The 26,364-nt window shown below is 70.9% G+C and carries 20 protein-coding genes; 11 read left to right on the top strand and 9 right to left on the bottom strand.

Features of this window, described 5'->3' with window-relative positions; genetic code table 11:
• The first annotated feature begins 7 nt into the window (after window positions 1-7).
• Complete coding sequence (locus tag ABH940_RS30730) at window positions 8-328, top strand: bifunctional 3-phenylpropionate/cinnamic acid dioxygenase ferredoxin subunit (RefSeq protein WP_370062325.1); 321 nt, start codon at window positions 8-10, stop codon at window positions 326-328.
• The gene (locus ABH940_RS30735; protein ID WP_370106769.1) at window positions 325-1,500 is read left to right on the top strand and encodes an NAD(P)/FAD-dependent oxidoreductase; all 1,176 of its coding nucleotides are present in this window, start codon (window positions 325-327) and stop codon (window positions 1,498-1,500) included. The genes ABH940_RS30730 and ABH940_RS30735 overlap by 4 nt, the downstream gene beginning before the upstream one ends.
• A gap of 78 nt (window positions 1,501-1,578) precedes the next feature.
• Here ABH940_RS30735 and betA read toward each other — a convergent pair whose 3' ends face one another.
• Window positions 1,579-3,237 (bottom strand): choline dehydrogenase, encoded by a 1,659-nt coding sequence (betA, locus tag ABH940_RS30740; RefSeq protein WP_370062329.1) that lies wholly within the window; start codon window positions 3,235-3,237, stop codon window positions 1,579-1,581.
• A gap of 226 nt (window positions 3,238-3,463) precedes the next feature.
• Here betA and ABH940_RS30745 point away from each other — a divergent pair, with 226 nt between their 5' ends.
• From ABH940_RS30745 to ABH940_RS30770, 6 genes are all read left to right on the top strand, one after another.
• Window positions 3,464-4,681 (top strand): sarcosine oxidase subunit beta family protein, encoded by a 1,218-nt coding sequence (locus ABH940_RS30745; protein ID WP_370062975.1) that lies wholly within the window; start codon window positions 3,464-3,466, stop codon window positions 4,679-4,681.
• A 33-nt stretch (window positions 4,682-4,714) separates the two neighbouring features.
• Window positions 4,715-5,014 (top strand): sarcosine oxidase subunit delta, encoded by a 300-nt coding sequence (locus ABH940_RS30750; protein WP_370062331.1) that lies wholly within the window; start codon window positions 4,715-4,717, stop codon window positions 5,012-5,014.
• Window positions 5,011-7,914 (top strand): 2Fe-2S iron-sulfur cluster-binding protein, encoded by a 2,904-nt coding sequence (locus ABH940_RS30755; RefSeq protein ID WP_370106770.1) that lies wholly within the window; start codon window positions 5,011-5,013, stop codon window positions 7,912-7,914. Before ABH940_RS30750 ends, ABH940_RS30755 begins: the two co-directional genes overlap by 4 nt.
• The gene (locus ABH940_RS30760; RefSeq protein ID WP_370106771.1) at window positions 7,904-8,545 is read left to right on the top strand and encodes a sarcosine oxidase subunit gamma; all 642 of its coding nucleotides are present in this window, start codon (window positions 7,904-7,906) and stop codon (window positions 8,543-8,545) included. Before ABH940_RS30755 ends, ABH940_RS30760 begins: the two co-directional genes overlap by 11 nt.
• A gap of 456 nt (window positions 8,546-9,001) precedes the next feature.
• The gene (gene rho, locus ABH940_RS30765; RefSeq protein WP_370106772.1) at window positions 9,002-10,399 is read left to right on the top strand and encodes a transcription termination factor Rho; all 1,398 of its coding nucleotides are present in this window, start codon (window positions 9,002-9,004) and stop codon (window positions 10,397-10,399) included.
• Between the two features lie 429 nt (window positions 10,400-10,828).
• Window positions 10,829-11,746 carry an AEC family transporter gene (locus ABH940_RS30770; RefSeq protein ID WP_370062339.1) on the top strand — a complete coding sequence of 306 codons (918 nt, stop codon included), beginning with the start codon at window positions 10,829-10,831 and terminating at the stop codon, window positions 11,744-11,746.
• A 96-nt stretch (window positions 11,747-11,842) separates the two neighbouring features.
• On the opposite strand, the gene ABH940_RS30775 is transcribed toward ABH940_RS30770, so the two are convergent.
• The 3 genes from ABH940_RS30775 to ABH940_RS30785 are packed head-to-tail and all read right to left on the bottom strand — an operon-like array spanning window position 11,843 to window position 15,398.
• Window positions 11,843-12,991: an alpha/beta hydrolase gene (locus tag ABH940_RS30775; protein ID WP_370106773.1), complete on the bottom strand. Its 1,149-nt coding sequence runs from the start codon at window positions 12,989-12,991 to the stop codon at window positions 11,843-11,845.
• A 29-nt stretch (window positions 12,992-13,020) separates the two neighbouring features.
• The gene (locus ABH940_RS30780) at window positions 13,021-13,854 is read right to left on the bottom strand and encodes an SDR family NAD(P)-dependent oxidoreductase (protein WP_370062343.1); all 834 of its coding nucleotides are present in this window, start codon (window positions 13,852-13,854) and stop codon (window positions 13,021-13,023) included.
• On the bottom strand, window positions 13,854-15,398 hold the full coding sequence (locus ABH940_RS30785) for a flavin-containing monooxygenase (protein WP_370062345.1): 1,545 nt from the start codon (window positions 15,396-15,398) through the stop codon (window positions 13,854-13,856). Before ABH940_RS30785 ends, ABH940_RS30780 begins: the two co-directional genes overlap by 1 nt.
• A gap of 183 nt (window positions 15,399-15,581) precedes the next feature.
• Here ABH940_RS30785 and ABH940_RS30790 point away from each other — a divergent pair, with 183 nt between their 5' ends.
• Together ABH940_RS30790 and ribA are read left to right on the top strand one after the other, a co-directional pair.
• Window positions 15,582-16,841 carry a PucR family transcriptional regulator gene (locus ABH940_RS30790; protein ID WP_370106774.1) on the top strand — a complete coding sequence of 420 codons (1,260 nt, stop codon included), beginning with the start codon at window positions 15,582-15,584 and terminating at the stop codon, window positions 16,839-16,841.
• Between the two features lie 193 nt (window positions 16,842-17,034).
• Entirely contained in the window at window positions 17,035-17,688 is a 654-nt protein-coding gene (gene ribA, locus ABH940_RS30795; protein ID WP_370062349.1) for a GTP cyclohydrolase II, read from the top strand.
• Between the two features lie 33 nt (window positions 17,689-17,721).
• Here ribA and ABH940_RS30800 read toward each other — a convergent pair whose 3' ends face one another.
• From ABH940_RS30800 to ABH940_RS30810, 3 genes are all read right to left on the bottom strand, one after another.
• The gene (locus ABH940_RS30800; protein WP_370062351.1) at window positions 17,722-18,177 is read right to left on the bottom strand and encodes a ricin-type beta-trefoil lectin domain protein; all 456 of its coding nucleotides are present in this window, start codon (window positions 18,175-18,177) and stop codon (window positions 17,722-17,724) included.
• A 151-nt stretch (window positions 18,178-18,328) separates the two neighbouring features.
• Window positions 18,329-20,644: a Dyp-type peroxidase gene (locus ABH940_RS30805; RefSeq protein ID WP_370106776.1), complete on the bottom strand. Its 2,316-nt coding sequence runs from the start codon at window positions 20,642-20,644 to the stop codon at window positions 18,329-18,331.
• Window positions 20,645-20,725: 81 nt separating this feature from the next.
• Window positions 20,726-22,498: a galactose oxidase-like domain-containing protein gene (locus ABH940_RS30810; RefSeq protein WP_370062355.1), complete on the bottom strand. Its 1,773-nt coding sequence runs from the start codon at window positions 22,496-22,498 to the stop codon at window positions 20,726-20,728.
• Window positions 22,499-22,651: 153 nt separating this feature from the next.
• On the opposite strand from ABH940_RS30810, the gene ABH940_RS30815 reads away from it, so the two are divergent.
• Window positions 22,652-23,056 (top strand): hypothetical protein, encoded by a 405-nt coding sequence (locus ABH940_RS30815; protein ID WP_370062357.1) that lies wholly within the window; start codon window positions 22,652-22,654, stop codon window positions 23,054-23,056.
• Between the two features lie 102 nt (window positions 23,057-23,158).
• Here the strand turns inward: ABH940_RS30815 and ABH940_RS30820 are convergent, their stop codons facing one another.
• A complete protein-coding gene (locus ABH940_RS30820; protein ID WP_370062359.1) occupies window positions 23,159-25,549 on the bottom strand; it encodes a glycoside hydrolase family 65 protein in 2,391 nt (796 codons plus the stop codon).
• A complete protein-coding gene (locus ABH940_RS30825; protein WP_370062361.1) occupies window positions 25,546-26,313 on the bottom strand; it encodes an HAD family hydrolase in 768 nt (255 codons plus the stop codon). Before ABH940_RS30825 ends, ABH940_RS30820 begins: the two co-directional genes overlap by 4 nt.
• Window positions 26,314-26,364 lie beyond the last annotated feature (51 nt).

Consider the following 26,364-nt stretch of genomic DNA (forward strand, 5'->3'; position numbering starts at 1 on the left):
GTCCCGCATGATCACGGTGTGTCGGATTGAGGAGCTACCGCCCGGCGAGGCCCTCCGCGTCACCGACGGCGTCCCCGCTCCCATCGCGGTCTTCAATGCCGACGGCGTCCTCTACGCGATCGACGACACCTGCACCCACCAGGACGCATCCCTGGCTGACGGCTGGCTGGAGGGCTGTGTCGTGGAATGCCCGTTGCACGCCTCCGCCTTCGACCTGCGCACCGGTCGTCCCAACTGCCCTCCGGCGAAGGCGGCCGTGCGCACCCACCACGTCTCCGTGCGTGACGGGGTGGTCCTGCTGGAGGTCAACGTCGGCGAGCCGGCGTGAGGACGGTCACCGTCGTCGGCGCCTCGCTCGCCGGGCTGAGCGCGGTACGGGAGCTGCGTGCCCAGGGGTACGACGGCGCCGTGGTGGTCGTGGGAGAGGAGCGCCATCTCCCGTATGACCGGCCGCCGTTGTCCAAGGAGTTCCTCACCGGCGGCTGCGACGCTGACGCGCTGGCCCTCGGCGATCCGGACGAGTACCGGGAGTTGGCGGTGGACTGGCTGCTCGGCGAGCGGGCGGTCAGGCTCGATCCCGCCTCCCGTACGGTATCGCTGGCCGACGGGCGCGAACTGCGCACCGACGCCGTCGTCGTGGCCACGGGTGCCCGTCCGCGCCTGCTCCGAGGCGCGGACGGCCTCCACGGCGTCCACACGCTGCGCACCCTGGACGATGCCCGCGCGCTGCGCGCGGACCTGACCACCGGTGGTCCCCGAGTCGTCGTCATAGGCGCCGGGTTCATCGGTGCCGAGGTGGCCTCCGCGGCGAGCGGGATGAGCCTGGACGTCACCGTCGTCGAGGCGGCGGAAGTGCCGCTGCATCGGGCGCTCGGACCCGAGATGGGCCGCGCCTGCGCCGAGCTCCACGCCGACCATGGCGTGCGCCTGTGGTGCGGGGTCGGTGTCGCCGGGCTGGAGGGGAGCGGGCGGGTGACCGGCGTCCGGCTGGCGGACGGGCGGCTGCTCGCCGCCGACGTGGTCGTGGCGGGTGTGGGCGTGCAGCCTGCGACCGAGTGGCTCTCCGGCTCAGGGGTCCAGGTCGAGGACGGTGTGCTCTGCGACGCCGGGTGCGCGACGAGCATCCCCAGTGTCGTGGCCGTGGGCGATGTGGCGCGGTGCCCGCACGCCTTCGTCGGGGCCGGTGTGACGCGCATCGAGCACTGGACCAACGCCATGGAGCAGCCCCGGACCGCCGTGCGCACCCTGTTGTCCGGCGCGTCCGCGCCGGGTCCAGCTGCACCGCCGTACTTCTGGTCCGACCAGTACGGCGTCCGGATCCAGCTCGCCGGACACGTCCGCGCAGGCGATGTCCCGGAGGTCGTCCACGGCGACCCGGCCAGCCGCTCCTTCGTCGCGGTCTACCGCCGCGGGGGACGCGACGGACACGACGTGGCCGTCCTCGCCGTCGACCAGCCCAAGCTCTTCACCCGGCTCCGGCGCACGCTGACGCCCGGCTGACGACAGGGCCCCGCCTCCGGCGCTGCGAGAGCCGGAGGCGGGGCCATTCACCAATGGGGCGGTGAGGCTGACGAACCGTCACTCGACCTTGCGGTGCCGGTAGAACTCGCGATGGTCCGGATCCAGCGGAGTGTTCCCGAGGATCAGGTCGGCGGACTTCTCCGCGAGCATCATCACCGGGGCGTAGATGTTGCCGTTGGTGACGTACGGCATCGACGACGCGTCCACCACGTGCAGCCCCTCCAGCCCGTGGACCTGCATCGTCGCCGGGTCGACGACCGACATCTCGTCCGTGCCCATCTTGCAGGTGCAGGAGGGGTGCAGGGCGGTCTCGCCGTCCCGCCGGACCCAGTCGAGGATCTGCTCGTCGGTCTCGACCTCGGGGCCGGGGGAGATCTCGCCGTCGCTGTACGGGGCGAGCGCGTCCTGGCCGAGGATCTCGCGGGTGACCCGGATCGCCTCCACCCACTCGCGGCGGTCCTGCTCCGTGGAGAGGTAGTTGAACCGCAGCGCCGGACGCTCACGCGGATCGCGGGACTTGATCTTCACCGAGCCCCGGGAGTCCGAGTACATCGGCCCGATGTGCACCTGGTACCCGTGCCCGCCGGCCGGGGCGGAGCCGTCGTAGCGGACCGCGATCGGCAGGAAGTGGAACATCAGGTTGGGGTAGTCCACCTCCTCGTTGCTGCGGACGAAGCCGCCGCCCTCGAAGTGGTTGGTCGCCCCCGGCCCGCTGCGCAGGAAGAGCCACTGCGCGCCGATGAACGGCCGCCGCCACATCTTCAGCTGCGGCTGCACCGACACCGGCTGCCTGCACGCGTGCTGGACGTAGACCTCCAGGTGGTCCTGGAGGTTCTCGCCGACGCCGGGCAGGTGGTGCACCGGCTTGATGCCCAGCTTCGACAGCTCGTCCGCGTTGCCCACGCCGGAGAGCTGCAGCAACTGCGGCGAGTTGATCGACCCGCCGGCCAGGATGACCCGTCCGCCGCTCACCCGCTGCGGCGTGCCGCGCCGTGGGGTGTACTCGACGCCGACCGCTCGCTTTCCGTCGAAGAGGACGCGCGTGACCAGCGCCCGGGTCCGCACCTCCAGGTTGGGACGGGTGCGCACGGGGTGCAGGTAGGCGCGGGCGGCGCTGAGCCTGCGGCCCCGGTGGAGGTTGCGGTCGAAGGGCGCGAAGCCCTCCTGGCGGTAGCCGTTGACGTCGTCGGTCAGCGGGTGGCCCGCCTGCTGGACGGCATCGAAGAAGGCGCCGAAGAGCGGGTTGGTGACGGGCCCGCGCTCCATCACCAGAGGTCCGGCATGGCCGCGGAACGCGCCGTCCTCGTCGGCCAGGCAGTTCTCCATCTTCTTGAAGTAGGGCAGGCAGTGGGCGTAGTCCCAGGCCTTCATGCCCGGGTCCGCACCCCAGCGCTCGTAGTCGAGCGGGTTGCCGCGCTGGAAGATCATGCCGTTGATGCTGCTGGAGCCGCCGAGGACCTTGCCACGGGCGTGGTAGATCCGGCGGTCGTTCATGAACGGCTCGGGCTCGGACTCGTACTGCCAGTCGTAGAACCGGCTTCCGATCGGGAAGGTGAGTGCGGCCGGCATGTGGATGAAGACGTCCCAGGGATAGTCGGGACGCCCCGCCTCCAGGACCAGGACCCGGTTGCCCGGATCCGCACTCAGCCGGGCGGCGAGCGCGCAACCGGCCGAGCCCCCGCCGACGATGATGAAGTCGTACTGATGCATGGTCATGGGTGTCCTGCCGTAACTGTCGGCAACCGTGACATCGACGGCGAGTTTCTCCAAGTGAAACTCGCTCCGTAGTGCGCAACAGTCTCGGGCGGCTCCCGACCCCCGTCAAGGAGTCCTGCGCAAGCTCGAGTTGCTCGGAGTGTTGTGGGTGACGCAACTCTGTGCGTAATCTGAAACAGATTTGATGCCCTCCACACGTCCGGGAGGAAGTCGCCCGATGTCTTCGATGTCCCCTCAACTTCCTGAACATCCCGACTGGTTGTGGCGCACTCCCGAGCCGAAGACCTCGTACGACGTCGTCGTGGTCGGCGCGGGCGGCCACGGCCTGGCCACCGCCTACTACCTGGCCCGCAACCACGGCATCACCAATGTCGCCGTGCTGGAACGCGGTTGGCTGGCGGGCGGCAACATGGCGCGGAACACCACGATCATCCGCTCCAACTACCTGTGCGAGGAGAGCGCGGCGATCTACGAGCACGCGCTCAAGCTCTGGGAGGGCCTGCCGGAGGAGCTGGAGTACGACTTCCTCTTCAGTCAGCGCGGCGTGCTCAACCTCGCCCACACCCTCCAGGACGTCCGTGAGGGCACGCGACGGGTCAACGCCAACCGCCTGGGCGGTGTCGACGCCGAGTGGCTCGACCCGGACCAGGTCCGGGAGTTCTGTCCGATCGTCAACACCTCGCCCGACGTGCGGTATCCGGTGCTGGGCGCGACGCTCCAGCCCCGGGCCGGGATCGCCAAGCACGACCACGTCGCCTGGGCCCTGGCCCGCAAGGCCGACGCGTACGGCGTCGACCTGATCCAGAACTGCGAGGTCACCGGCTTTGTCCGCGACGGCGACCGGGTGACGGGTGTCGAGACCACCCGCGGCCGGATCGCCGCCGGACGCGTCGCGCTCGCCGCCGCCGGGCACACCAGCACCCTGACCGACCTGGTCGGGCTGCGGCTGCCGCTGCAGAGCCACCCGCTCCAGGCACTGGTCTCCGAGCTGCTGGAGCCCGTTCACCCGACCGTCGTCATGTCCAACCACGTGCACGTGTACGTCAGTCAGGCGCACAAGGGCGAACTGGTCATGGGCGCGGGCGTCGACCCCTACAACGGCTACGGCCAGCGCGGCTCCTTCCACCAGATCGAGCACCAGATGGCCGCCGCCCTGGAGCTGTTCCCGATCTTCGCCCGCGCGCACGTGCTGCGCACCTGGGGCGGGATCGTCGACGTCACGCCCGACGCCTCGCCGATCATCGGCCTGACGCCGGTCGAGAACCTGTTCCTCAACTGCGGTTGGGGCACGGGCGGTTTCAAGGCCACGCCCGCCTCCGGCTGGGTCTACGCCGACACCATCGCCCACGGCCGCCCGCACCCGCTGGCGGAGCCGTTCGCGCTGGACCGGTTCACCACCGGCGCGCTCATCGACGAGCACGGCGCAGCCGCCGTCGCCCACTGACCCCCTGGATCCTGATCCTGGAGCGGAGGACGCATGCTGCTCATCGCCTGCCCCTGGTGCGGGGAACGCGACGAGACCGAATTCCACTACGGCGGGCAGGCGCACGTCGCGTACCCCGCCGACCCCGAGGCGCTCACCGACGCCGAGTGGGCCGCGTACGTCTTCGTCCGCGACAACCCCAAGGGCCCGTTCGCGGAGCGCTGGTGCCACGCGGCGGGCTGCCGCCGATGGTTCAACGTGATCCGACACACCGTCACCCACGACATCCTGGCGGTGTATCAGGCCGGGCAGCCGAGGCCCGTGGAGTTCGGGCTGAACGGAGGGGCCGCATGACGCACCGACTTCCTGAGGGCGGGCGCATCGACCGCTCCGCGCCGCTGCGGTTCACCTACGACGGAGCGGAGTACGAGGGTTTCCGTGGCGACACCCTCGCCTCCGGCCTGCTGGCGAACGGCGTCCTCGCCGTCGGCCGCAGCCTCTACCGGGACCGGCCGCGCGGGATCGTCTCGGCGGGCGTGGACGAGCCGCATGCGCTGGTACAGGTGGAGGGGTCCTGTTCCGAGCCGATGCTGCTCGCCACCACGGTCGAGCTCTACGACGGTCTGACCGCCCGCAGTCTCCAGGGCCGTGGGCGTCTCGACGAGGCTTCTGACGAGGCGGTCCACGACAAGATGTACCGGCACGCCGACGTGGTGGTCGTCGGCGCGGGCCCGGCCGGACTGGCGGCGGCGCTTGCGGCGGGCCGCTCCGGCGCCCGGGTCGTCCTGGTCGACGACCAGCCCGAGCTGGGCGGCGCGTTGCTGGTCGGCCACGAGGAGATCGACGGGCGGCCGGCGCTGGAGTGGGTCGCCTCCGTGCGTGCCGAACTCGCCGGGCAGCCGGAGACCCTGGTGCTCACCCGGTCCACGGCCATCGGCTACTACGACCACAACTACCTGCTGGTGGCCGAGCGCCGCACCGATCACCTGGGCCCGAGGCCGGTCCCGGGGATATCCCGGCAGCGGCTGTGGCACCTCCGGGCGCGTCAGGTGGTGCTGGCCACCGGCGCCCAGCAGCGTCCCCTGGTCTTCGCGGGCAACGACCGGCCGGGCGTCCTGTCGGCGGCTGCGGTGCGCACCTACGTCAACCGCTACGCGGTGCTGCCGGGCCGCCGCGCGGTGCTGTTCACCACCGATGACCAGGCGTACGCGACGGCGTTGGACCTGGTCGGGGCGGGCGCGCAGGTCGCCGCGCTCGTGGACACCCGCTCGCAGCCGCCCGCCGCCCTGGTCGAGGCGTGCCGCGACGCGGGCATCGAGGTCGTGCCCGGCTCGGCCGTGGTCGCCACGGTGGGCGAGGACCGGATCACGGGGGTGCGGATCAGCGCGCTCACGGACGACGACCAACTGACCGGAGCGGTCCGCGAGGTCGCCTGTGACCTGCTGGCCGTCTCCGGCGGCTGGAGCCCGGCGGTGCACCTGTGGAGCCAGTCCCGGGGCACCGTCCGCTACGACGACGAGCTCGCCGCCTTCGTCCCGGACCGGGCCGCACAGGAGGTCCAGGCCGTCGGCGCCGGGCGCGGCACGTACGACCTGGCGGGCTGCCTGCGCGAGGGCTTCGCCGCAGGCGCGGAGGCGGCCTCGCGCGCCGGTTTCGCGGCCGAAGCGCCCGCTGAGGTCGTGGGCGTGCCGTCCTGCGTCGGGGACGGGACGCCGACGCGTCCGCGTCCCGTCTGGCTGGTGCCCGGCGAGCACGGCGGACCGGGTGACTGGCACGACCACTTCGTCGACTCCCAGCGCGACGCCACGGTCGCCGACGTCGAACGGGCCGTCCGGGCGGGAATGCGCTCGGTGGAGCACATCAAGCGCTACACGACCATCGGCACGGCCCACGACCAGGGCAAATCCTGTGGCGTGGCCGCGATCGGCGTCATCGCCCGCCTGCTGGGCGCGAGTTCGCCGGGAGAGGTGGGTACCACGACCTTCCGTGGCCCCTATATCCCGGTCTCCTTCGCACTGCTCGCCGGGCGCGAGCGCGGTCCGCTCTTCGATCCGGTCCGCACCACGCCGATCCACCCCTGGCACGTCCGGCACGGCGCGGTCTTCGAGGACGTCGGCCAGTGGAAGCGCCCGCGCCACTACCCGAGACCCGGCGAGGCAGGCCACTCCGGAGAAGACATGGACGCCGCCGTGCGGCGCGAGTGCCGAGCCGCTCGCGAGGGCGTCGCGATGATGGACGCCTCCACGCTCGGCAAGATCGACGTGATCGGCCCCGACGCCGGACTGCTGCTGGACCGGCTCTACACCAACGGCTTCGCCAAGTTGCCGGTGGGCTCCGCCCGTTACGGCGTGATGTGCCGCCCGGACGGAATGGTCTTCGACGACGGCGTGACCGTCCGGCTCGCCGCCGACCACTACTACCTGACCACAACCACCGGCAATGCCGCTCCCGTGCTCGACTGGCTGGAGGAGTGGCTCCAGACGGAGTGGCCGGACCTCCGGGTCCGCTGCACCTCGGTGACCGAGCAGTGGGCGACGGTGGCGGTGGTCGGCCCTCGCTCACGCGAGGTCGTCGCCGCGCTCGCCCCCGAGCTGGACGTCTCCAACGACGCCTTCCCCTTTATGACGGTGCGTCATACGACGCTGGCCGACGGTGTCGAGGCGCGGATCTGCCGGATCTCCTTCTCCGGCGAGCTGGCCTACGAGATCAACGTCGCGGGCTGGTACGGGCTCGCGGTGTGGGAGGCCGTCCTCGCCTACGGCGCGCACGCTGGGATCACCCCCTACGGCACCGAGACCATGCACGTGCTGCGCGCCGAGAAGGGCTACCCGATCGTCGGCCAGGACACGGACGGCACGGTCACCCCGCCGGACCTCGGCATGGAGTGGATCGTCGCCCGGCACAAGCACTTCGTCGGCAAGCGCTCCTTCCGCCGCGCGGACACGGCACGCAGCGACCGTCGGCAGCTGGTCGGCCTGCTGGCGGTCGACCGGCAGGAGTTGCTGCCGGAGGGATCGCAACTGGTTGAGGTGGACGCTGATCTGACGGTGGTCCCGGTCGAATCCCTGGGCCACGTCACGTCCAGCTACCGCAGCGCCGCGCTCGGCCGGACGTTCGCCCTGGCACTCGTGCGAGGCGGCCGCGAGCGGATCGGGGAGACGGTCCTCGCCCCGCTCCCCGACGGCCGCACTCTCGCGGCGACGATCACCGATCCCGTCCTCTACGACCCCAAGGGAGCCCGTCGTGACGGCTGACCACGACCTGCGCCGCAGCCCGCTCGCCCACCTCGGCGAGGTCGTCGCGGGCCAGGGCGACCGACAGGTGACGCTGCGTAAGATCCCCTTCCTTGCCCAGTTCGACCTGCGGCTCGACCCGGACGCCCCGGCTGCCGCCCGGGTCGGTCGCGCGCTCGGCACCCCGCTTCCCACCGCGGCCGGTTCGGTTGCCACGGCGGGAGCGGTTCGGGTGCTGTGGTTGGGCCCGGACGAATGGCTCATCGTCGCCCCGGACGGCCGGGCCTACCCGAGCCGGCGGACTCTCTGTGACGCCCTCGGCGACGAGCCGGGCTCGGTGGTCGACGTCTCCGCCAACCGCACCACGCTCGAACTCTCCGGCCCGGCCGCACGGGAGGTGCTGGAGAAGGGCTGCTCGATCGACCTCCACGCGCGCGCGTTCGCGCCCGGGCGCTGTGCGCAGACGACGGTGTCCAAGGTCAACGTCGTGCTGTGGCACCTGGACGCCGGTCCTGACACCGCCGGTGACGTCTACCGCCTGCTCGTCCGCGGCTCCTTCGCCCAGTACCTCGCCGACTGGCTCACCGACGCGATGGAGGAGTACCGGCACCCGTCCCTGACGTCCGCCGTCAGTCCTGTCCCGCAGGGCTGACCAGTCGTAGCCCTGACCAGCCGGGGCTGACCGGCCAGGTGTACGACTGCTCCGGGGCGGCGGGCTGCTCGTCCCGGAGCAAGCTGGGCAGCTCGCCGGATCATGGGCCTGAACAGCAGCTTTGTGCCGCCTGAAGGATTATCCGGCAGTCCCGGTCCCGATGCTGCTACCATGGGTGCGAAGGGTTCGCCCTGAACGCTCCCGCGAGGCTCTCGCGGTTGAGCACACGGCAGACGAAATCCCTGCCACTGAAGATCCCGCCAGAGATCACGTGACATTCGTGCACCGCTTTGGTGCCGCGTCCTGTGTCTCCATGGCCTGTACCCGTCGCGTGTCGATGCCGCGGCGTAGTTCCTCCACACCCACTTTCTCCTTCGCAGCCACCCAAGAACGGGGCTTCCCATGACCACCGCAATCGCAACCACCATGAACACAGAACCAATGACCACAACACCAATGACCACACCACCCGACCAGGCGCTGGACCGGCTCCTCCGTGCCGAGCTGCATCAACTCGCCACCACCCTGGGCATTCCGGGCGCCACCCGGCTGCGCAAGGCCGAGTTGGTCGAGGCGATCGCCGCCAAGCGCGCCGTCGAGCAGCCGCGCTCCGCTCCCGCCCCTGCCGCCGCCCCCGTCGCCGTCCCTGCTCCCGCAACGGACCCCGACGCGACGTCGGTCTCCGGTGTGCTGGACATCCGGGACGGCCACGCCTTCCTCCGCACCTCCGGCTACCTTCCCGGCCCCGGCGACCTGTACGTGTCGATGGGTCAGGTCCGTAACCTGGGCCTGCGCACAGGCGACCTGATCACCGGAAACATGCGCACCGACCACGGCAGTCAAGGCAACCAGGGCAACCGCGGCCGCCAGGGGAACTCCGGCGCCGGAAAGAAGGCCGACCGCTCCGACCGCCGAGCGGCGCTGGGACGCGTCGACACCGTCAACGGCCGTGCTCCCGAACTGATCCGCGACCGGCCCGACTTCGCCAAGCTGACACCGCTGTTCCCGCAGGAACAGCTGCACCTGGAGACCGACCCCGGCGTCCTCGCCACCCGCGTCATCGATCTGGTCGCCCCGATCGGCAAGGGACAGCGCGGCCTGATCGTCGCCCCGCCGAAGACCGGCAAGACGATGATCCTCCAGTCGATCGCCGCCGCCGTCGCCACGAACCACCCCGAGGCGCACCTGATGGTCGTCCTGGTCGACGAACGCCCGGAGGAGGTCACCGACATGCAGCGTTCGGTGCAGGGCGAGGTCCTCGCCTCGACCTTCGACCGGCCCGCACGCGAACACATCGCCCTCGCCGAACTGGCCATCGAGCGGGCCAAGCGCCTGGTGGAGCTCGGTCACGACGTCGTGGTGATGCTGGACTCGATCACCCGCCTCGCCCGCGCCTACAACACGGCGGCGCCGACCTCGGGCCGCGTCCTGACCGGAGGCCTGGACGCGGGTGCGCTCCACCTGCCGAAGCGGTTCTTCGGCGCGAGCCGCAACATCGAGGACGGCGGCTCGCTGACCATCATCGCCACGGCCCTGGTGGACACCGGGTCACGGATGGACGACCTGATCTTCGAGGAGCTCAAGAGCACCGGCAACATGGAACTCCGCCTCGACCGCCGCCTCGCCGACCGCCGCGTCTTCCCCGCCGTCGACCCCCGGGCCTCCGGCACCCGCTGCGAGGAACTCCTCCTCGGCCCCGCCCGCACCACCGCGACCTGGACCCTCCGCCGCGTCCTGGGCGCCCTCGACACCCAGGCGGCGACCGAGCTCCTGCTGGACCGCCTGAAGCAGTCCCCGAACAACGCGGACTTTCTCCGCAAGGTGGCCGTCAGCCGCCCGGCCGAGGCCGCCTGACGGTGGGTGATGTGTAGTCCCTGGACTCGTCACGGCAGCGTGACTGGGACTGAGGGGAGCAGACCTTCCCGGACGCCCAACAGTCCGCGTCCCGTCACCCCGTCACCCCGTCACCCCGACGCGCGCAGACGGAACTCGACTCCATAGGCTCCCTACTCGAGGTTGAGCTGATTGTTGAGGGCCTCGCCTCATCCCGGCGGCTTCCGCCGCCGATGGCGGCGATGAACTCCCAAGCCCTGCAAGCATCATGTGGCTGCACGGCTCAGCCGGTAACCTGAGAGCTCTCAGGGGGATGGGCGGCCGGCAGGTCTCGCCGCCCACGGCACACCAGTTCAGGACTATCCTCGCGCGGGTGATCACCCTCCCCAGGCACGCGGACGTTGACGGAATCGGCCTTCCCGGCCCTACGACTGCATCCGAGGTGACGGCGTGAGCCTGCTCAGCGCCTTCATACCGATCTGGATCCTGACTGCGGTCGGGTACGCGGCCCGTCGGCAGGGGCTGCTCAGCGAGAACGCGGCGTCGGTGCTCGGGCGCTTCGTGTTCCACATGGCGATGCCCGCCGCGCTGTTCATGACCTTGTCGGCGACGCCGCTGGCGGGCTACGACTACCGCGCTCTGGTCGCGTTCGGCGTGAGCACGGCCGTGGTGGTCGGGGCCGGCTGGCTCGGCGTCAGTCGGCTCTTCGGGCGGAAGGCGGGGGAGCGGCCGGTCTGGGGGATGGCGGCGGGGTACGTGAACTCGGCGAACCTCGGGATCCCGATCGCCCAGCAGGTGCTGCACTCGGTATCGTTCCTGGCCGAGGTGGTCCTGCTACAGACGCTCGTCGTCACGCCGGTCATCCTGATCGCCCTGGACCGGCACGGTGACACCGCCGGCAAGGTGCGGATGCGGCGGATCGCGAGCCTGCCGGTCCGCAATCCGGTGATCCTCGGGTCCGCGCTCGGGGTGGTCTGGTCGGCCGCGCATCTGCCCGTGCCGCAGGCCGTGTCCGGCTCGCTCGACCTGCTTGCGGGGGCGGCCGTGCCGGTGGCGCTGATCGCGCTCGGCGCGTCTCTCCACAACGACTCAGGCCTGAAGGTCGCGCACACGGAGGCCGCCGTGATCACGGTGCTCAAGCTGGTGGCGCAGCCGCTGGTCGCCTTCGCGTGCGGCCTGCTGCTGCACCTCAGCGGCCCGCAGCTGCTCGCGGTCGTCGTCTGCGCGGGCCTGCCGACGGCGCAGAACACCTTCATCTTCGCCCAGGAGTACGGGATCGGTGAGGCACTCGCCAGCCGCGTGGTCGTCGTGACGACCCTCTTCTCCCTCGGCACCCTCGCCGCAGCGGCGGCCCTGCTCCAACGCTAGGCGCTTCCCGCCACCGGGTCAGCATCCCGCCTCAGCGTCAGCCGCCCGCCGCCCGGTTGGCGGCGCGGCGGATGGCGACATGACGATGACGATTCGTCAGGAAGTGGGTACTGCTGCTTCGTCCTCCGGCGACGGTACGTCGGCTGCCTCAGTCTCGGCCTCAACCTCGACCTCGACCACGGTGGCCGCAGCCGGATGGCGCTGGTCCAGCCAGGCCCCGATCGTGGCGTAGGCCTGCTCGCGCGCGTCCGACTCGGAGAGCAGCACGTCGTGGCGGGCGCCCGGGATCGGGACGACGGTCGTCTCGTTGCCCAGGCAGCCCGCCCACCGGGCGATCTGGGCCACGTCGAGCACGGTGTCGGCGCGGTCGGCCCGCTCGGACCAGGAGCTCGCGAAGTGGGTGCGGTCCGAGCGCAGTACCAACGAGGGCACGCCGATGTCGAGTCCGTGGTGCAGCCGGGCGTGGCCGCGGCGGACGGCGTTCAGCCAGCCCGGCGTGATCGGGAAGCCGTTGAGCGGCTTGAGGTCGAGGTCGAACTCCCACTCGCCGTGCGACGAGACGTGGAGCGAGTCGCCGTAGGTGGTGCTCGGCGGCAGCTTCAGCGGGCTCTTGGGGGTGACCTTGGCGAGGACGCGCAGCAGCTGTGTCAGCGGGCCACGGTGCACCGGCTTGCCCTGGAGGTCGAACCACGGGCTGTTGAGCACCAGTCCCGCCACCGGCGCGACGCGTCCGGCCGCGCGGCGGCGGTCCAGCCACAGCGGCAGCACCAGACCGCCGGTCGAGTGCGCGGCCAGCACGACGGGCAGGTCCGGATGAGCGGAGGTGACGATCGCCAGCGACCGCTCCAGCTCCTCGTCATAGAAGGCCAGGTCCGAGACGTAGTGCCCGGTCTGGCCGGGGCGGCGCGCACGGCCGCACTTGCGCAGGTCGAGCGCGTAGAAGGCGAGGCCGCGCGCGGCGGCGAAGTCGGCCAGCTCGGTCTGGAAGAAGTAGTCCGAGAACCCGTGCACGTACAGCACCGCGCCGTGGACGGCCTCGTCCGCCCGCGTCTCGCGACGGACCAGTACCGCGGCGACGGAGCCCTCGCCGTCCGGGTCGACACCCAGGTCGAGGGTGTGCTGGACGTACCCGTCGCCGAGGATGTCCGGCTGCCAGTCGGGCTGGACGCCGGCAGCGGCGCCGACAGCGGTCTCGGCCGCGGCGTCGGCAGCAGCGGCGGCGGGAACGCGCTCGGGTGCGGGCATGGAACTACCTCCGGGGAGTTGGTCGAGGTTCACCTTGGCCGACCGCCGGCCTTCAGGACAAGTGCCAGTACCGACGAGTAGTGGGCCGGGAACAGCCGCGCGAGCACGTCGGGGATGCGCGCACTGATCGCGATCAGCAGCCGTGGCCGACGCCGCTCGACGGCGCTGACGATCTCCTCGGCGGCCTTCTCGGGCGGGTAGGTGAGCAGCTTGTTGAATCCGGCCCGGCCCGCTGCCGCCTCCGAGGCGGGGATGCTCGCGGCGGACCGGGCGGACGAGGCGATCCCGGTGCGGATGCCGCCGGGGTGCACGACCGTCACTCCGACGCTGCCCGCCAGCTCGGCGCGGAGCGCCTCGGTGAAGCCGCGCACGGCGAACTTGCTGGTGGCGTACGCGACCTGGCCCGGCGGGGCGATCAGCCCGAACAGGCTGGAGACGTTGGCCAGGTGCGATCCGGTGTTGGCCCGCAGCACCGGCAGCAGGGCGCGGGTCAGCGTCACCACGGCGCGGTAGTTGACCGACATCAGCCAGTCGAACTCCTCCTCGCTGACCTGCTCGAAGGTCCCGCCGAGCGCCACGCCCGCGTTGTTGACCAGCAGTGTGGTGTCCGGGTGCTCGTCCGCGAGCCGCGCGCCGAGGGCGTGCGTCGCGTCGTCGTCGGACAGGTCGACGACGTAGGTCGCCACCGGTCGACCCGACACCGACCGCACCGCCTTGGCGACGAGTTCGAGGCGTTCGGCGTCTCGGTCCACCAGCGCCAGCGCGCTGCCCCGGCGGGCGAGGGCGTGCGCGAGCTGCTCGCCGATGCCGCTCGCGGCACCGGTCACGACGGCGGTGCCGAGAGTGAAGTCGTAGCGGTCCATCAGGCGGTGACCTCGTTGGTGGTGGACGTGCGGGAGCCGCGAGCCGATTCTCCCGGGCTCACGCTCAGGCGCAGCTCCGGGTCGGTCACCGGGAGGTGGCGCAGCAGCTTCACATCGCCCGCGTAGCTCATCGAGGTCAGCCACGGCGCGCGGTGGCCCTGACGGGGGAGCTGGCCGATGGCCCGCTGGATGTAGCCCGCGCCGAAGTCGAGCAGCGGCCGGGTCGGCAGCTCCGGGTCCGCGACGACCGGCACGGCGGTGTCGAAGCCGAGGCTGTCCATGTGCGCGAGCAGACGGCAGAAGTGCTCGCAGAGCAGGCCGACCTTGAGCGTCCACGACGAGTTGGTGTACCCGATCGCGTACGCGAAGTTCGGCACGCCGGAGAGCATCATCCCCTTGTACGCGAGGGTGTCCGCGATGCTCACGGGGCTTTCGTCGACGGTCAGTCGGATGCCGCCCATCGCCTGCACGTTGAGTCCGGTCGCGGTGACCACGATGTCGGCCGGAAGCTCCCGGCCGGACTCCAGCCGCACGCCCGCCTCGGTGAAGGTCCCGATCTTGTCGGTCACCACCGAGGCGTCGCCGCGGCGGATCGCGTGGAACAGGTCGCCGTTGGGAACAGCGCAGAGCCGCTGATCCCACGGCCCGTACGGCGGGTTGAAGTGCTCGTCGACGGGATAACCCTCCGGGAGCAGCCGGGCGTTGATGCGCCGGATCAGTCCCCGTGCGGCCTGCGGGTACTTCTGGCAGAACTTCCAGACCAGCTGCTGCTGCAGGATGTTCTTGCGCCGGGTCAGCGCGTAGGCGCGCTCGTCGCCCAGCAGTGCGCGCATGCCGATGGCCAGCTTGTCCTGGGAGGGCACCGGCATGATGTACGTCGGCGTGCGTTGCAGCATCGTCACGTGCGCGGCGTTCTGCTCGGCCAGTGCCGGGACAAGGGTGACCGCGGTGGCGCCGCTGCCGATGACCACGACCCGCTGGCCGCTGACGTCGAGGTCCTCCGGCCAGTGCTGGGGGTGGACGATGGTCCCGCCGAACCGGTCGCGTCCCTCGAACTGCGGGGTGTAGCCCTCGTCGTAGCGGTAGTAGCCGGCGGCGGCGAAGATCCAGTTGCAGGTCACCGTGGTGCGTTCGCCGGTGTCGGTGTGCTCGGCGGTGACGGTCCAGCGGGCGTCGGCGGAACTCCACTGCGCGCCGAGCACCTTGGTGCGGTAGCGGATCTTCCGGTCGATGCCGTGCTCGGCGGCGGCCTCGCGCAGATAGGCAAGGATCTTGTGGGCGTCGGCGATCGAGTCCTTGTCCCGCCACGGCTTGAACTCGTAGCCGAAGGTGTGCAGATCGGAGTCGGACCGGATACCGGGGTAGCGGAACAGGTCCCAGGTGCCCCCGGAGGCCTCGCGGGCCTCCAGGATCGTGTAGCTGCGCCCGGGGTGCTCGCGCTGGAGGTAGTAGCCGGCCCCGATGCCGGAGATACCCGCGCCGATGATGACGACGTCGACATGGGTCGGCGTCTCGGCTGTGCTGTTCGTGTCGTTCGAGACCATGGGCAGAGCTCCCGTCGGGGCGGTCGGGGCGGTCGGGGCGGTCGGGGCGGTCGAGCCGGTGGGGGTGGGACCAGCCGTTGGCGATCATCGTCGTACGGGCAAGGATCCGTGGCCATGGGCAGAGTGCACCTGGATTTCTGTTCTGCGCAGCAGAGTGCACCATTGCTGCCGTAGGGTGGGCGCGTGGGAGCCGCAGCATGGGAACCGCCCTCGCCGCAGGTGCGGGAACTGATCCGCCAGGGCGCGGAGCTCGCCGTGCGCGCACCGGCCGCCTGGCTGGACGAACTCGACGAGGCGACGCTGTCCGCCGCGCACCACCGCGACCTCGCCGACGACCCGGCGCTGCGGGCCGCGACCCGCGCGTCCAACCGCTCCAACCTGCTCTTCTGGGCCGCGGCCAACGTACAGGCCCCCGGGGCGCGGGTGAAGGCCAACGTCGACGCCTCCCAGGTGAACATCGCCCGCGACCTGGTCCGACGCGGGCTCAACGAGACCGCACTGGACGCGTACCGCGCCGGTCAGGCGGTCGCGCTGCGGCGGTGGACGGAGATCTGCTTCGCGCTCACCACCGACCACGACGAACTGCGCGAGCTGCTCGACGTCTCCTCCCGCTCGATCGCGGCCTTCGTCGACGACACCATCGCCGGGATCGCCGAACAGATCGCGCGTGAGCGCCAGGAGTTGACCTCCGGCAGCCATGCGGAGCGGCTGGAGACCGTCAGCCTGATCCTCGACGGCGCCCCGATCCCGGTCGGCCGCGCGGAGCAGCGCCTCGGCTACCGGCTCGCGGGGGAGCACACGGCCGCGGTGGTGTGGAGCGAGGGACCGGACGCGGAGCTCGCCGACCTCGACCGGGCGGCGGAGCTGGTCGCGGGCCATGGAGCCGGGCATGTCGCCGGACATCCCGGCGTCGGCGGTGATCCGCGACCGTTGACGGTGCTGGCGGGCGCGGGGACCCGCTGGGTCTGGGTGCACGGCCGCCCCGACCGGGAGCAGTTGCGCTCGCGCGCGGCCGACATCCCAGGCGTGCGGATCGCCGTCGGGTCGACCGGCGACGGCGTCGACGGATTCCGCCGCAGCCACCTCGACGCGCTGACCGTGCAACGCATGCTCGACCGACTCTCCTCGCCCCACCAGGTCGCGAGCCACGACGAGGTCGAACTGGTCGCGCTGCTCACCGCCGACCCCAAGAGCGCCGGACAGTTCGTCCGGCGGGTCCTCGGCGGCCTGGAGACCGCCGAGCCGGAGGTCACCGAGGCGGTCCGCGCGTTCGTGGCCGCCCAGTGCAACGCCTCGCACGCCGCGTCCCGGCTCTACGTCCACCGCAACACGCTGCTGCGCCGCCTGGCCCGCGCGGACCAGTTGCTGCCGCGCCCGCTGGCTTCGAGCGTCGTGGACGTGGCCGCCGCGCTGGAGGTCCTGCGCTGGCGGACGGGCGCCTGACCGCCCCGGAATACAGCCGGGGTTGGTCCGGTTGGTGATCCGGCGAGAACCGGTGAGAACCGGCGAGCAAAACTGCTCCCGGATCCGGGCATGACTGGGCGATTCTCCGTTGTTCAAATTTGAAGCACGGTGTACTGTCATCGAGTCGCTTGGTTCAAATTGGAACGAAGCCCGGAACGAGCGGAGCCCCAACATGAGCGCCCCCAGTTTGAGCGTGGGTCCCGAGGCGTCGGTCCGTACCCGCGTCCGCGTCCCGCTGCGGTTCGGTGACGGGTACAGCGTCGACTCCGAGCTGGTCACCTTCCACGGCCTGGCCGACGGCCAGGAGCACCTCGCCGTGGTCCTGGGCGACCCGGACGCAACGACCACCCCGCTGGTCCGGCTCCATTCCGAGTGCCTCACCGGCGACGTCTTCGGCTCCGCCCGCTGCGACTGCGGCCCCCAGCTGCGCGAGGCGGTCGAACGCATCGCCTCGCGCGGCGGCTACCTCCTCTACCTCCGCCAGGAGGGCCGCGGCATCGGCCTCTACAACAAGCTCGACGCCTACGCGTTGCAGGACCAGGGCTACGACACCTACGAGGCGAACGCGGCCCTCGGGCTGCCGGAGGACGGCCGCGACTACACCGCCGCCGCCCAGATGCTCGCCGCCCTCGGCGTCGGCAGCGTCGACCTGCTCTCCAACAACCCCGACAAGGCCGCCCAACTGCGCGACCTCGGCGTCGCGATCCGCGACCGCGTTCCCACCGGCGTCCACGCCACCCCGCACAACCTCCGCTACCTCCGCGCCAAGGTGAAGGGCACCGAACAGCTGTTGGCACACGACCTCCTGGCGGGCCGCATCGCCTGAGGAGCGGCCTCTACCTCGCCGCGGCATTCGTCGTCACCTGATCTCCTTCAGCACAGTCTGGTTGCCGGAGTTCTCACAGGCTGGGAAGGCGCCGCCCGGAGCGCCGAGGACGAGCGGGGGGTACGCGTCAGCGTGCTCGGGCCAGCAGACCGCCTGCTTCTTCGGGTCGGCGTCGTGCGGGTACAGTGCTTTGCTCGCCGCGTCGTAGCGCCACTTCTGGTCGGAGCGGCCGTCGCAGGAGGCGACATCCACAGCAGTGGACTGCTGAGCCAAGCATGAATCCGTCTCCGGGTTCTTGATCGTGCCGTCCTCGGACAGTGCCCAGGTGGACATGGTGCCGTGGCTGTTCGGGCAGGTGCCGCCGCGGACCACCAGCTCGGGAGAGCCCTTCGTGCGGTCCTCGGCGGCGCAGTGATTCCGGACGGGGCTGACGATCTGGTAGAAGCCCTTGGGCAGCAGGGCCGGAGAAGTACGGAGATTCATCGTCATCGGCTTGGTCTCGTCCCACCCGCCGTTCCGGCTGACGCTGAGGACGAGGCTCCCGCCGGTCAGCGCGGTGGCGTACGGCCGTATCTCGAAGGCCGGTCGGCGTGGCCGGGGCGCGCGGGTTCGGGCCTGAGCGCCTCGGCCACGCGCGGGGTCATCCGAGGTTGACCCATTCGCCGAGGGGGCGGTCGTCCCGCACCCGGGTGTCGGTGTGGCGTTCGCCGTCCGCGATGGAGACCGTGCGGACTCCTTGGCGGTGGAAGACCCAGAACTGGCTCTTCCCGGCGGCGCGTTGCATCGTCGGGACGGGGAGGAAGGCGTCGACCCAGTCGACACCGCGCAGGGACTCCCACAGGGTCAGTTCACGGTCGCTGCGGACGAGTTCATCGGCGCGCCGGGGGCCGTCGGTGATGGTGATCATCCGATACACCTGTCGCTCCCGGCCGTCCGTCCCGGTGACGGTGTGGAAGACCCAGTACCCGCTCTTGCCGCCGACGCGTTGCTGGTCCGGTACCGGCAGGACCGCGTCGACGTGGGCGACGCCGCTGAAGGAACGCCACGGGGTGAGTTCGCGGTCGGCCACCTCGACCTTGCTGGTGTACCGGGGCCCGTCCGCGATCGAGATCATGCGGAACACCTGCTTGCCGTTCCTGGTGTGGAAGAGCCAGTACGAGCTCCTGCCGTCGATGCGTTGGAGGTCCGCCACGGGGAGGAGGGCGTCCAGCCGGGCGACGTTCTCCAGTGCGGGCCAGCCGGTGAGGTCGCTGGTGGGGCGCAGCACCATGTCGGTGGTCTCCCGGCTGTCCGGGACGGCGATGGTGCGGACCTTGTCCTGCTGGAACATCCAGAACTGGCTGACGCCGCCGAAGCGCTGTTGGTCCGCGACCGGGAGGAACGCGTCGACGCGGGCCGAGGTCGGGGTGTGTCCGTCGAGTCGACCCTGGGCGAGCGCCTTGAGCGTGCTGATCGAGGGGGCGAAGGCGTACACGGCGCCCTCGGTGCGGACGAACCGCCGCATGCTCAGCGGGGTGGTCCGTGGTCCCTCCGCATTGGTGCTCTCGTACTGCAGGACGCCCTCGTTGATCTTCGGCAGCCGCCCGCTGATCATCCCGTCGGGGCCGGGCTTGCGGTCGCCGCGGCCGGGCGGGAAGTTCGGGGTGTTGATCCAGTCCTTCTGGATGAACTCGAACTGCTCGACCAGATCGGACTGGTAGCTGACGAAGAGCAGGCCGCGTGAGGCGTCCGGGCCGCCCGCGCTGCCCGTGGTGGGGTCGAACGGCTGACCGTAAGGGGCGCCGCGCCGCATGATCCGGCGTGCGTCCATGAACACCTCGGCGACCGGCCCTTCGTCGACCAGGCCGTCGCGGGGCGCGGTCTGGCGAAGGTGGGAGAAGAGCGGGGTCTTCAGGCCGTCGGGGTCGTCGAGGAAGCTGATGTCGTTGTCGCGCATAGCAGCCGCGTCGTTGACCGGGTCGTGGGTGGGGCACTTGTGGACCGGCGCGCCGGAGCGCCAGCGGCCCACCATCCGGGCGGCCAGCCACTCGACGGTCGCGCCTTCGGGCACGGCGTCCTTGACCTTCTTGAGCTCCTCCAACTGCTCGCCCACCTGGGCCCACCAGCCGGGCACGTCCTGGCCGAGGCGGCGGATCACCTGGAAGGACCCGTCGGTCATCCACGGCGGCATGTCCTTGGTCGGGTATTCGCGGCGGTCGCCCTCGACCTCGACCCGGGGCCGGCCGACGAGGAACTCGCCCGGCGGGATCAGTCGGGTCCCGGGGTGCCCCTTCACATAGCCCTTGCGCTGCGGGTCCTCCTCGTCGAAGCCGAGTACGCCGGGTTCGCTGATGCCGTCCTTGAAGCCGAAGTGCTCCTTGCCCCGGCGATCTCCGGTGAGGGTCGCGGCGTTCTGCTGGAACACGATCACGGCGGCGGCCCTCGTCGCGACCTCGCGCTGCTCGTCGATCGCGATCTGCAGGTCCTCGGGGGAGTCCGAGGCGATGGTGAGCACCGCGTGGACGGTGCGGCCGCCGTCGTGGCCGAAGAGCCAGCACTCGCTGGCGCTGTCCCGGACGTCGCCGAGGTCCATGGCGCGGGCGGACGCGCCCAGGACGAAGGCCCTCAGCGTCGAGTCCTTCGGAGTGTCGGGGACCGGGACGGGCTGCCCGGAGACGAACTGGATGCCCGCGTGGGTGAAGCTGACGCCCAGCCAGGTGGCCTTGAGCGCCTCGGGGTCGTCGCCGCCGGACGTCTTGCGGGCATCGCTGAACTTCTTGTTGAACCTGGCGACCTGCTTGGTCGTGGCGATCCTGGGGGCGAGTGCGGCGAGCCAGGCCTGCGCCCGTGCCCGGTCCTCGAACTGGAGGAAGAGCAGGGAGACGTAGTCCTTCTTGAACCCGGCGATGATGTCGCCCTGGATGTCGGCGCTGTCCCGAAGGGGGAGCGGGGTGGTGCCGGTCGTGGTGGTGGTCATGGTCTGCTCCGCTGGGGGTGTGGGGTGCCCCCGGGCGGGTGCCTTCAGACAGCCGCCCGGGGCGGAGTGAAACGTGTGGGCTCAGGGCTTGAGCTGGATCCACTTGGCGATGCTGGGAACGCCCTTGGAGTCGAGGAGGAACAGCATGTAGTAGCCGGGAGGCGCGGCGTCCGCGGACGGGGGCGTCTTCAGCAGCAACTGGCCGTTGGCCTTGTCGACGATGGGCAGTTCGACGTAGCGCTGGCTGGTGTCCACCGAGTGCGTGGAGGTGATCGGTGCGAGGAGGACGGCCTTACTGATGTCCGTCGAGGTGGTGTCGACGGGGAAGAGCCGGTTGTAGCCCTGCGCGCGGGTGGGCACTTCGGTCAGGGTCGGGCGCGGGCCCTGGAAGAGGTACGGCGGTTCGTAGATCTCGATGGAGCCGTTGACGGCCGGGTTCTTGATGTCCGGGTTGCTGGCCAGCTCCTGCAGCTCGTCGCCGGTCACCATGATCCGACCGTCCGGGAGGATGACCGCGTTGGAGTGATACCCGCGCGGCAGCCGCTGCGCCGGGCCGAGGGTCCAGGTGCCGTTGGCGTCGCGCGCCTCGGTCTGGCGGTACTTCAGGTCCGCGTTCGGGTTGAGGTCGCCGAAGCCGTAGTTGCGGATGCCGTAGGCGCCGTTGACGGTGAACAGGTTGCCGCCCGGCAGGATGAGGGTGTCGTCCTGGGTCCGCCCGAAGGCGCGCGGCGTGCTCTTGGTCCAGCGGCCGCCGGAGAACAGGTAGGTGTTCGGGTCGTCCTTGTCGCCGCCGAGGACCAGCACGGAGTTGGGGCCCGCGGTGCCGTTGGGCAGGGCGACCGCCGATCCGTAGAGGCGCAGCCCGCCGTCGGGGCGGTTGGGCAGCGGGAGGCGGGTCTGCCTGACGGGGTCGAAGACGAACTGCTGGTCGGCGTCGCGGCCGAAGCCGTAGATCCGGCCGTCGTTCAGCGAGAACAGGTGCGGGTAGTCCATCCGGTAGGGGGCGTCGGCGGTGCGCCACTGGTCCACCGGGTTGTTCTCGGTGAAGTCCTGCCCGTACGGGACGTCGGTCCCCGCGGCAGGGAAGCGTTCGATGATCGGGGTGGGGGTGCCCCAACCCAGCTCGGTCTGGCCGGACATGATGGTCTGCCGGCCGTCCGCGCCGGTGACCACGCTCGGGTACCAGCGGCCGACACTCATGTCCTGCTGCTTGAGCCACTTCTCGTGCCAGGAGTCGAAGACCAGCGCGAACCGGGCGCCGGCCCCGTTGTTGCCGCCGAAGTTGCCGCCGAAGACGGCGACCATGCCGTTGGGCAGGTAGGCGTGGCCCGCACAGAAGATGGGCGCGGGGCGCGGCTGGTTCAGGCCGTCGTCGAGGTTCACGGTCGGCGGCGGGACGTCCTTGAACGCGTTCAGCCCGGTGCCCAGGCTCGGATCCCAGACGTAGGCGCGGCCGGCGTTCTCCTTGCCGATCGTCTGCGTGGGCGCGGGCTCCTGCTGCGGGTTGGAGGTGATCCGCTCGAACGAGAAGAGCAGCACCTTGCCCGTGGGCAGCAGGGCCACGTGGTCGCCGAAGTCGGGGGAGGGGAAGTAGTCGGTGAACCGACCGTACTTGGCGACGTCGGTGAACTTGCTGTTGTTGAGCGCGGCCTGGGAGTCGGCCAGGGTCTTCAGCCGCAGGGCGCGGATCGGGTCCGGGTAGTCGCCCACGCCGCGCGCGCTCCGCGCTCCGTGCGAGCCCGGTTGGTCGGCCGCGTAGCCGCGGGAGGTGGGCAGGGACGTGGACAGTGCGGCCGTCGTGGCCAGTGCGAGAGCGGTACAGGCCACCAGCGCCGCGGACAATCTTCGGGACATGTCAGGGACACTCCTTGCTCGTAGCTGACAGTAGTCAGACAAGCAGGGAGGGTGACTGTTCGTGTGCAGACACGCGCGGCGAACCCGCGATTTTGGATGTGGGCATGCTCAAATGTCGCTGAGTCCGTGATCGCCCTCGGAAAGGAATCCGCCGTGATCAGCACCCCCGGCCGTGCCGTTGCCGCCGCAGCGGGAGCAGCCTTGCTCGTTCTCGTCCTCACCACCAGCGCGGGCGCGACCAGCCCGCGCCGAGACTTCCAGCCGCACGCGATCACTGGAGCCGTCATCAAGAACGGCGCGAACGGGGCCGAGCAGACCCTGATGTGCCCGCCGGACGAGAACGTGCTCGGCGGCGGCTTCACGGTGTCCGCCCAGCCCGGACGCCACCTGGACGCGACCCCGACCGACGTGCTGGCCAGTCGCCCCACCACCGACGCCACCGGCTGGATCGTCGCCGTCCACAAGTCCACGCTGCCGACCCAGGGCAGTGCGGCGGAACCCGCCGACCTCACCCTGCAGGTCGTCTGCACCGAGGGCGAGACGACCCCCGGCGGCTGAGTTTGTTGACGGTGACCGTGCCGTTGTAGCCGGTGCCGGAGTTGATGTCGGCCAGCGGCAGGACCGTGCCTGAGCCTCAGCCGCCCAGGGCGGGGATTCGGATCACTCGGCCGGTAGCTGGTCGGTCGGGGGCGTGTGGGAGGCCGGCTGGGCGTGGCGGCGGGCGGGTTCGCGTCCTGGCGGCTGCACGTGGCGTTCGACCGGCTCGTGCCGACGGGTCTTTCTGGTCACGGGGTGGCCGGGTTCCACCTGGAGACGCTCGGTGTCGTGCACGACCGGGATCGGGCCGCCCTTGCGGACCTCGTAGGTGGTGGTTTCATGGGTGATCTCCACCTTCAGCAGACTCTGGCGGACCGTCAGAGCGAATGCGAGCCGCCGCACTCCGCTGGGCAGGCGGGGGCGGAAGGTGAGGGTGCCGTTCTGGTCGCGCAGGCCGCCGAAGCCGGCGACCAGGGCGATGCAGGCCCCGGCGAGCGAGGCCATGTGGAGACCCTCGTGGCTGTTGCCGCCCAGGTTGTCGAGGTCCATCAGGGCGGCTTCGGCGGTGTAGTCGTAGGCGAGGTCGAGCTGGCCGACCTCGGCGGCGATGACCGCCTGGGTGCACGCCGACAGCGACGAGTCGCGGACGGTGATGCGCTCGTAGTAGGCGAAGTTGCGCGCCTTCTGCTCGTCGGTGAACGCGTCGCCGCGGACCTGCATGGCCAGCACCAGGTCGGCCTGCTTGACGACCTGCTTGCGGTAGAGATCGAAGTACGGGTAGTGCAGCAGCAGGGGGTAGTTCTCCGCCGGAGTACTGTCGAAGTCCCAGAACTGGTGGTCGGTGAACCCGTCGGCCTGCGGGTGGACTCCGAGCCTTTCGTCGTAGGGGATGTACATCGCGGTGGCGGCGTCACGCCAGGCCGCCGCCTCCTCGGGATCGACGCCGAGAGCCGCGGCCTCCTGCATGTACGTGGTCGCCGTCGCGGCCGCGTGCCGCAGGTTGGCCTGCGCGGTGAGGTTGGTGTAGACGTTGTTGTCCGCGATCGCGCTGTACTCGTCCGGCCCGGTGACGCCTTCGATGCGGAACCGCCCGGCGAGGTCGTGATGGCCGAGCGAGCGCCACATCCGCGCGGTGTCGACCAACAACTCGAGCCCGATGGTGCGTTCGAACTCGTGGTCGCCGGTGGCGCGTACGTAGCGGACGACGGCGGCGGCGATCCCGGCGCCGATGTGGAACGCGGCGGTGCCGGCGGGCCAGTAGCTGGAGCACTCCTCGCCGTGGATGGTGCGCCAGGGGAACACGGCTCCGGCGAGGCCCAGTTGGGCGGCGCGCTCGCGGGCGAGCGGGAGCGTGCTGTGCCGCCAGCGCAGGACCTGGTTGACGGCGCCCGGCAGGGCGTAGGTGAGCACCGGCAGCACGAACGCCTCGGTGTCCCAGAAGCTGTGGCCGTCGTAGCCCGTGCCGGTGAGGCCCTTGGCGGGGATGGGGCGGTCCTCGCTGCGCGCACTCGCCTGCAGAACGTGGAACAGCGCGAAGCGCACGGCCTGCTGCAGTTCCACGTCGCCGTCGAGCCGGACGTCGCTGTGCTCCCAGAACTCGTCCAGGTACTCCCGCTGTTCGCGCACCAGGCCGTCCCAACCGGTGAACCTGGCGGCCGTGAGGGCCGCGAGGACCTGGTCACGGACGGCAGGCAGCGACCGCACCGCGGACCAGCCGTAGGCGACGAACTTCACCAGCCGCAGGCGCTCGCCCGGCTGCAGCACGGTGGTGACGCTGATGCGCGCGTTGTTCTCACTGCTCTCGGCGCTGACGTCGAAGGCCCCGGGGGCCTCGATGACGTGGTCCATCCCGGCCGCCACCCGCAGCCCGCTACGGGCGGTGCGGTGCACCAGTGCGGCCTCCGTGCCCACCGCGATGTTGGCCTCCGCGACCAGGGGCGCCTCCGGCATCGCGGCCACACGGGGGTCGGCCTCCGCGGTGGGCAACTGTTCGTTGGCGACCAGCGTGGACTGCAGCACGATCCGGGCCGGACCGTCGACGGCCTCCACGGTGTACTCGATCGCGGCGATCGCCCGCTGGGTGAGCGAGACCAGGCGGGTGGAGGTGACCTTGACGGTCCGTCCGGCGGGCGACGTCCACTGCGCCTCGCGACGAAGCAGTCCGTCACGGAAGTCCAAGCGGCGCTGGTGACTTCGCAGTTGCCCGTACCGAACGTCGAACGGCTCGTCGTCGACCAGCATCCGGATGATCTTGCCGTTGGTGACGTTGATGACGGTCTGCCCGGACTCGGGGTACCCGTAGCCGATCTCCGCATACGGCAGGGGATGCAGCTCGTACACGCCGTTGAGATACGTGCCGGGCATCCCGTGTGGCTCGCCTTCGTCCAGATTGCCCCGCAGGCCGATATGGCCGTTGGACAACGCGAACACGGACTCCGCCGTGGCCTGGCCGGTCAGGTCGAGGGTGTGCTCGACGACGGCCCACGGGTCGACGGAGAAAGCCTCGGACCTCACTGCGTGTCCCCTTCGAGCCGTCCGGGCAGATCGAGCAGTTCGGACAGGTCCCGCACGACGACGTCGGCGCCGTGTGCGCGCAGTTCGTCCGCCTGACCGACCCGGTCCACCCCGACGACGGCACCGAAGCCCCCGGCGCGCCCGGAGGCGACACCGGCCAGCGCGTCCTCGAAGACCGCCGCGTGTTCGGCCGGGACGCCGATCATCCGGGCGGCGGCCAGGTAGGTGTCGGGCGCGGGCTTCCCGGCCAGGTGCTGCTCCGCGGTGACGACGCCGTCCACGACGACCTCGAACAGGTCGGCGAGGCCGGCCGCGTGCAGCACGTCCCGCGCGTTGGCGCTGGAGGAGACCACCGCCCGTGGCAGCCCGAGCTGCTGCAGGCGACGCAGGTAGGCGACCGAGCCGGGGTAGGCGTCGACGCCGCGCTCCTTGATCATGCGCAGCACGATCTCGTTCTTGGCGGTGCTCAGACCGTGGATCGTCCGTGCCCCGGGCGGGTCCTGGGGGCTGCCCTCGGGGAGCTGGATGCCGCGGGACCGCAGGAAGGCGCGGGTTCCGTCCAACCGCGGGCGGCCGTCCACGTATCGGTCGTACTCCCCGACCGGATCGAACGGCACGAACTCCGTGCCGGTCCGAGCCGCATCCGCCCGCAGGAAGCCGTCGAACATGTCCTTCCAGGCAGCCGCATGTACCTCGGCGGTCCGCGTCAGTACGCCGTCCAGATCGAACAAGAAGCCGCGGATGTGGTCCGGGAGTCCCAGCATGGCTCCCAGTCTCACCCGCGCGTATGCGGCTACGCGGCCATTTCTCCCCGG

This window comes from Streptacidiphilus sp. BW17, assembly GCF_041262485.1.
In the GTDB taxonomy this organism is placed as follows: Bacteria; Actinomycetota; Actinomycetes; order Streptomycetales; family Streptomycetaceae; genus Streptacidiphilus.

Excerpts from the sequence above, each read along its gene's own strand:
- ABH940_RS30800 (WP_370062351.1), bottom strand. The coding sequence starts at position 18,177 with ATGACGATGAATCTCCGTACTTCTCCGGCCCTGCTGCCCAAGGGCTTC.
- ABH940_RS30745 (WP_370062975.1), top strand. The coding sequence starts at position 3,464 with ATGTCCCCTCAACTTCCTGAACATCCCGACTGGTTGTGGCGCACTCCC.
- ABH940_RS30775 (WP_370106773.1), bottom strand. The coding sequence starts at position 12,991 with ATGCCCGCACCCGAGCGCGTTCCCGCCGCCGCTGCTGCCGACGCCGCG.
- ABH940_RS30825 (WP_370062361.1), bottom strand. The coding sequence starts at position 26,313 with ATGCTGGGACTCCCGGACCACATCCGCGGCTTCTTGTTCGATCTGGAC.
- ABH940_RS30785 (WP_370062345.1), bottom strand. The coding sequence starts at position 15,398 with ATGGTCTCGAACGACACGAACAGCACAGCCGAGACGCCGACCCATGTC.
- ABH940_RS30805 (WP_370106776.1), bottom strand. The coding sequence starts at position 20,644 with ATGACCACCACCACGACCGGCACCACCCCGCTCCCCCTTCGGGACAGC.
- betA (WP_370062329.1), bottom strand. The coding sequence starts at position 3,237 with ATGACCATGCATCAGTACGACTTCATCATCGTCGGCGGGGGCTCGGCC.
- ABH940_RS30780 (WP_370062343.1), bottom strand. The coding sequence starts at position 13,854 with ATGGACCGCTACGACTTCACTCTCGGCACCGCCGTCGTGACCGGTGCC.
- ABH940_RS30750 (WP_370062331.1), top strand. The coding sequence starts at position 4,715 with ATGCTGCTCATCGCCTGCCCCTGGTGCGGGGAACGCGACGAGACCGAA.
- rho (WP_370106772.1), top strand. The coding sequence starts at position 9,002 with ATGACCACACCACCCGACCAGGCGCTGGACCGGCTCCTCCGTGCCGAG.
- ABH940_RS30755 (WP_370106770.1), top strand. The coding sequence starts at position 5,011 with ATGACGCACCGACTTCCTGAGGGCGGGCGCATCGACCGCTCCGCGCCG.
- ABH940_RS30810 (WP_370062355.1), bottom strand. The coding sequence starts at position 22,498 with ATGTCCCGAAGATTGTCCGCGGCGCTGGTGGCCTGTACCGCTCTCGCA.
- ribA (WP_370062349.1), top strand. The coding sequence starts at position 17,035 with ATGAGCGCCCCCAGTTTGAGCGTGGGTCCCGAGGCGTCGGTCCGTACC.
- ABH940_RS30730 (WP_370062325.1), top strand. The coding sequence starts at position 8 with ATGATCACGGTGTGTCGGATTGAGGAGCTACCGCCCGGCGAGGCCCTC.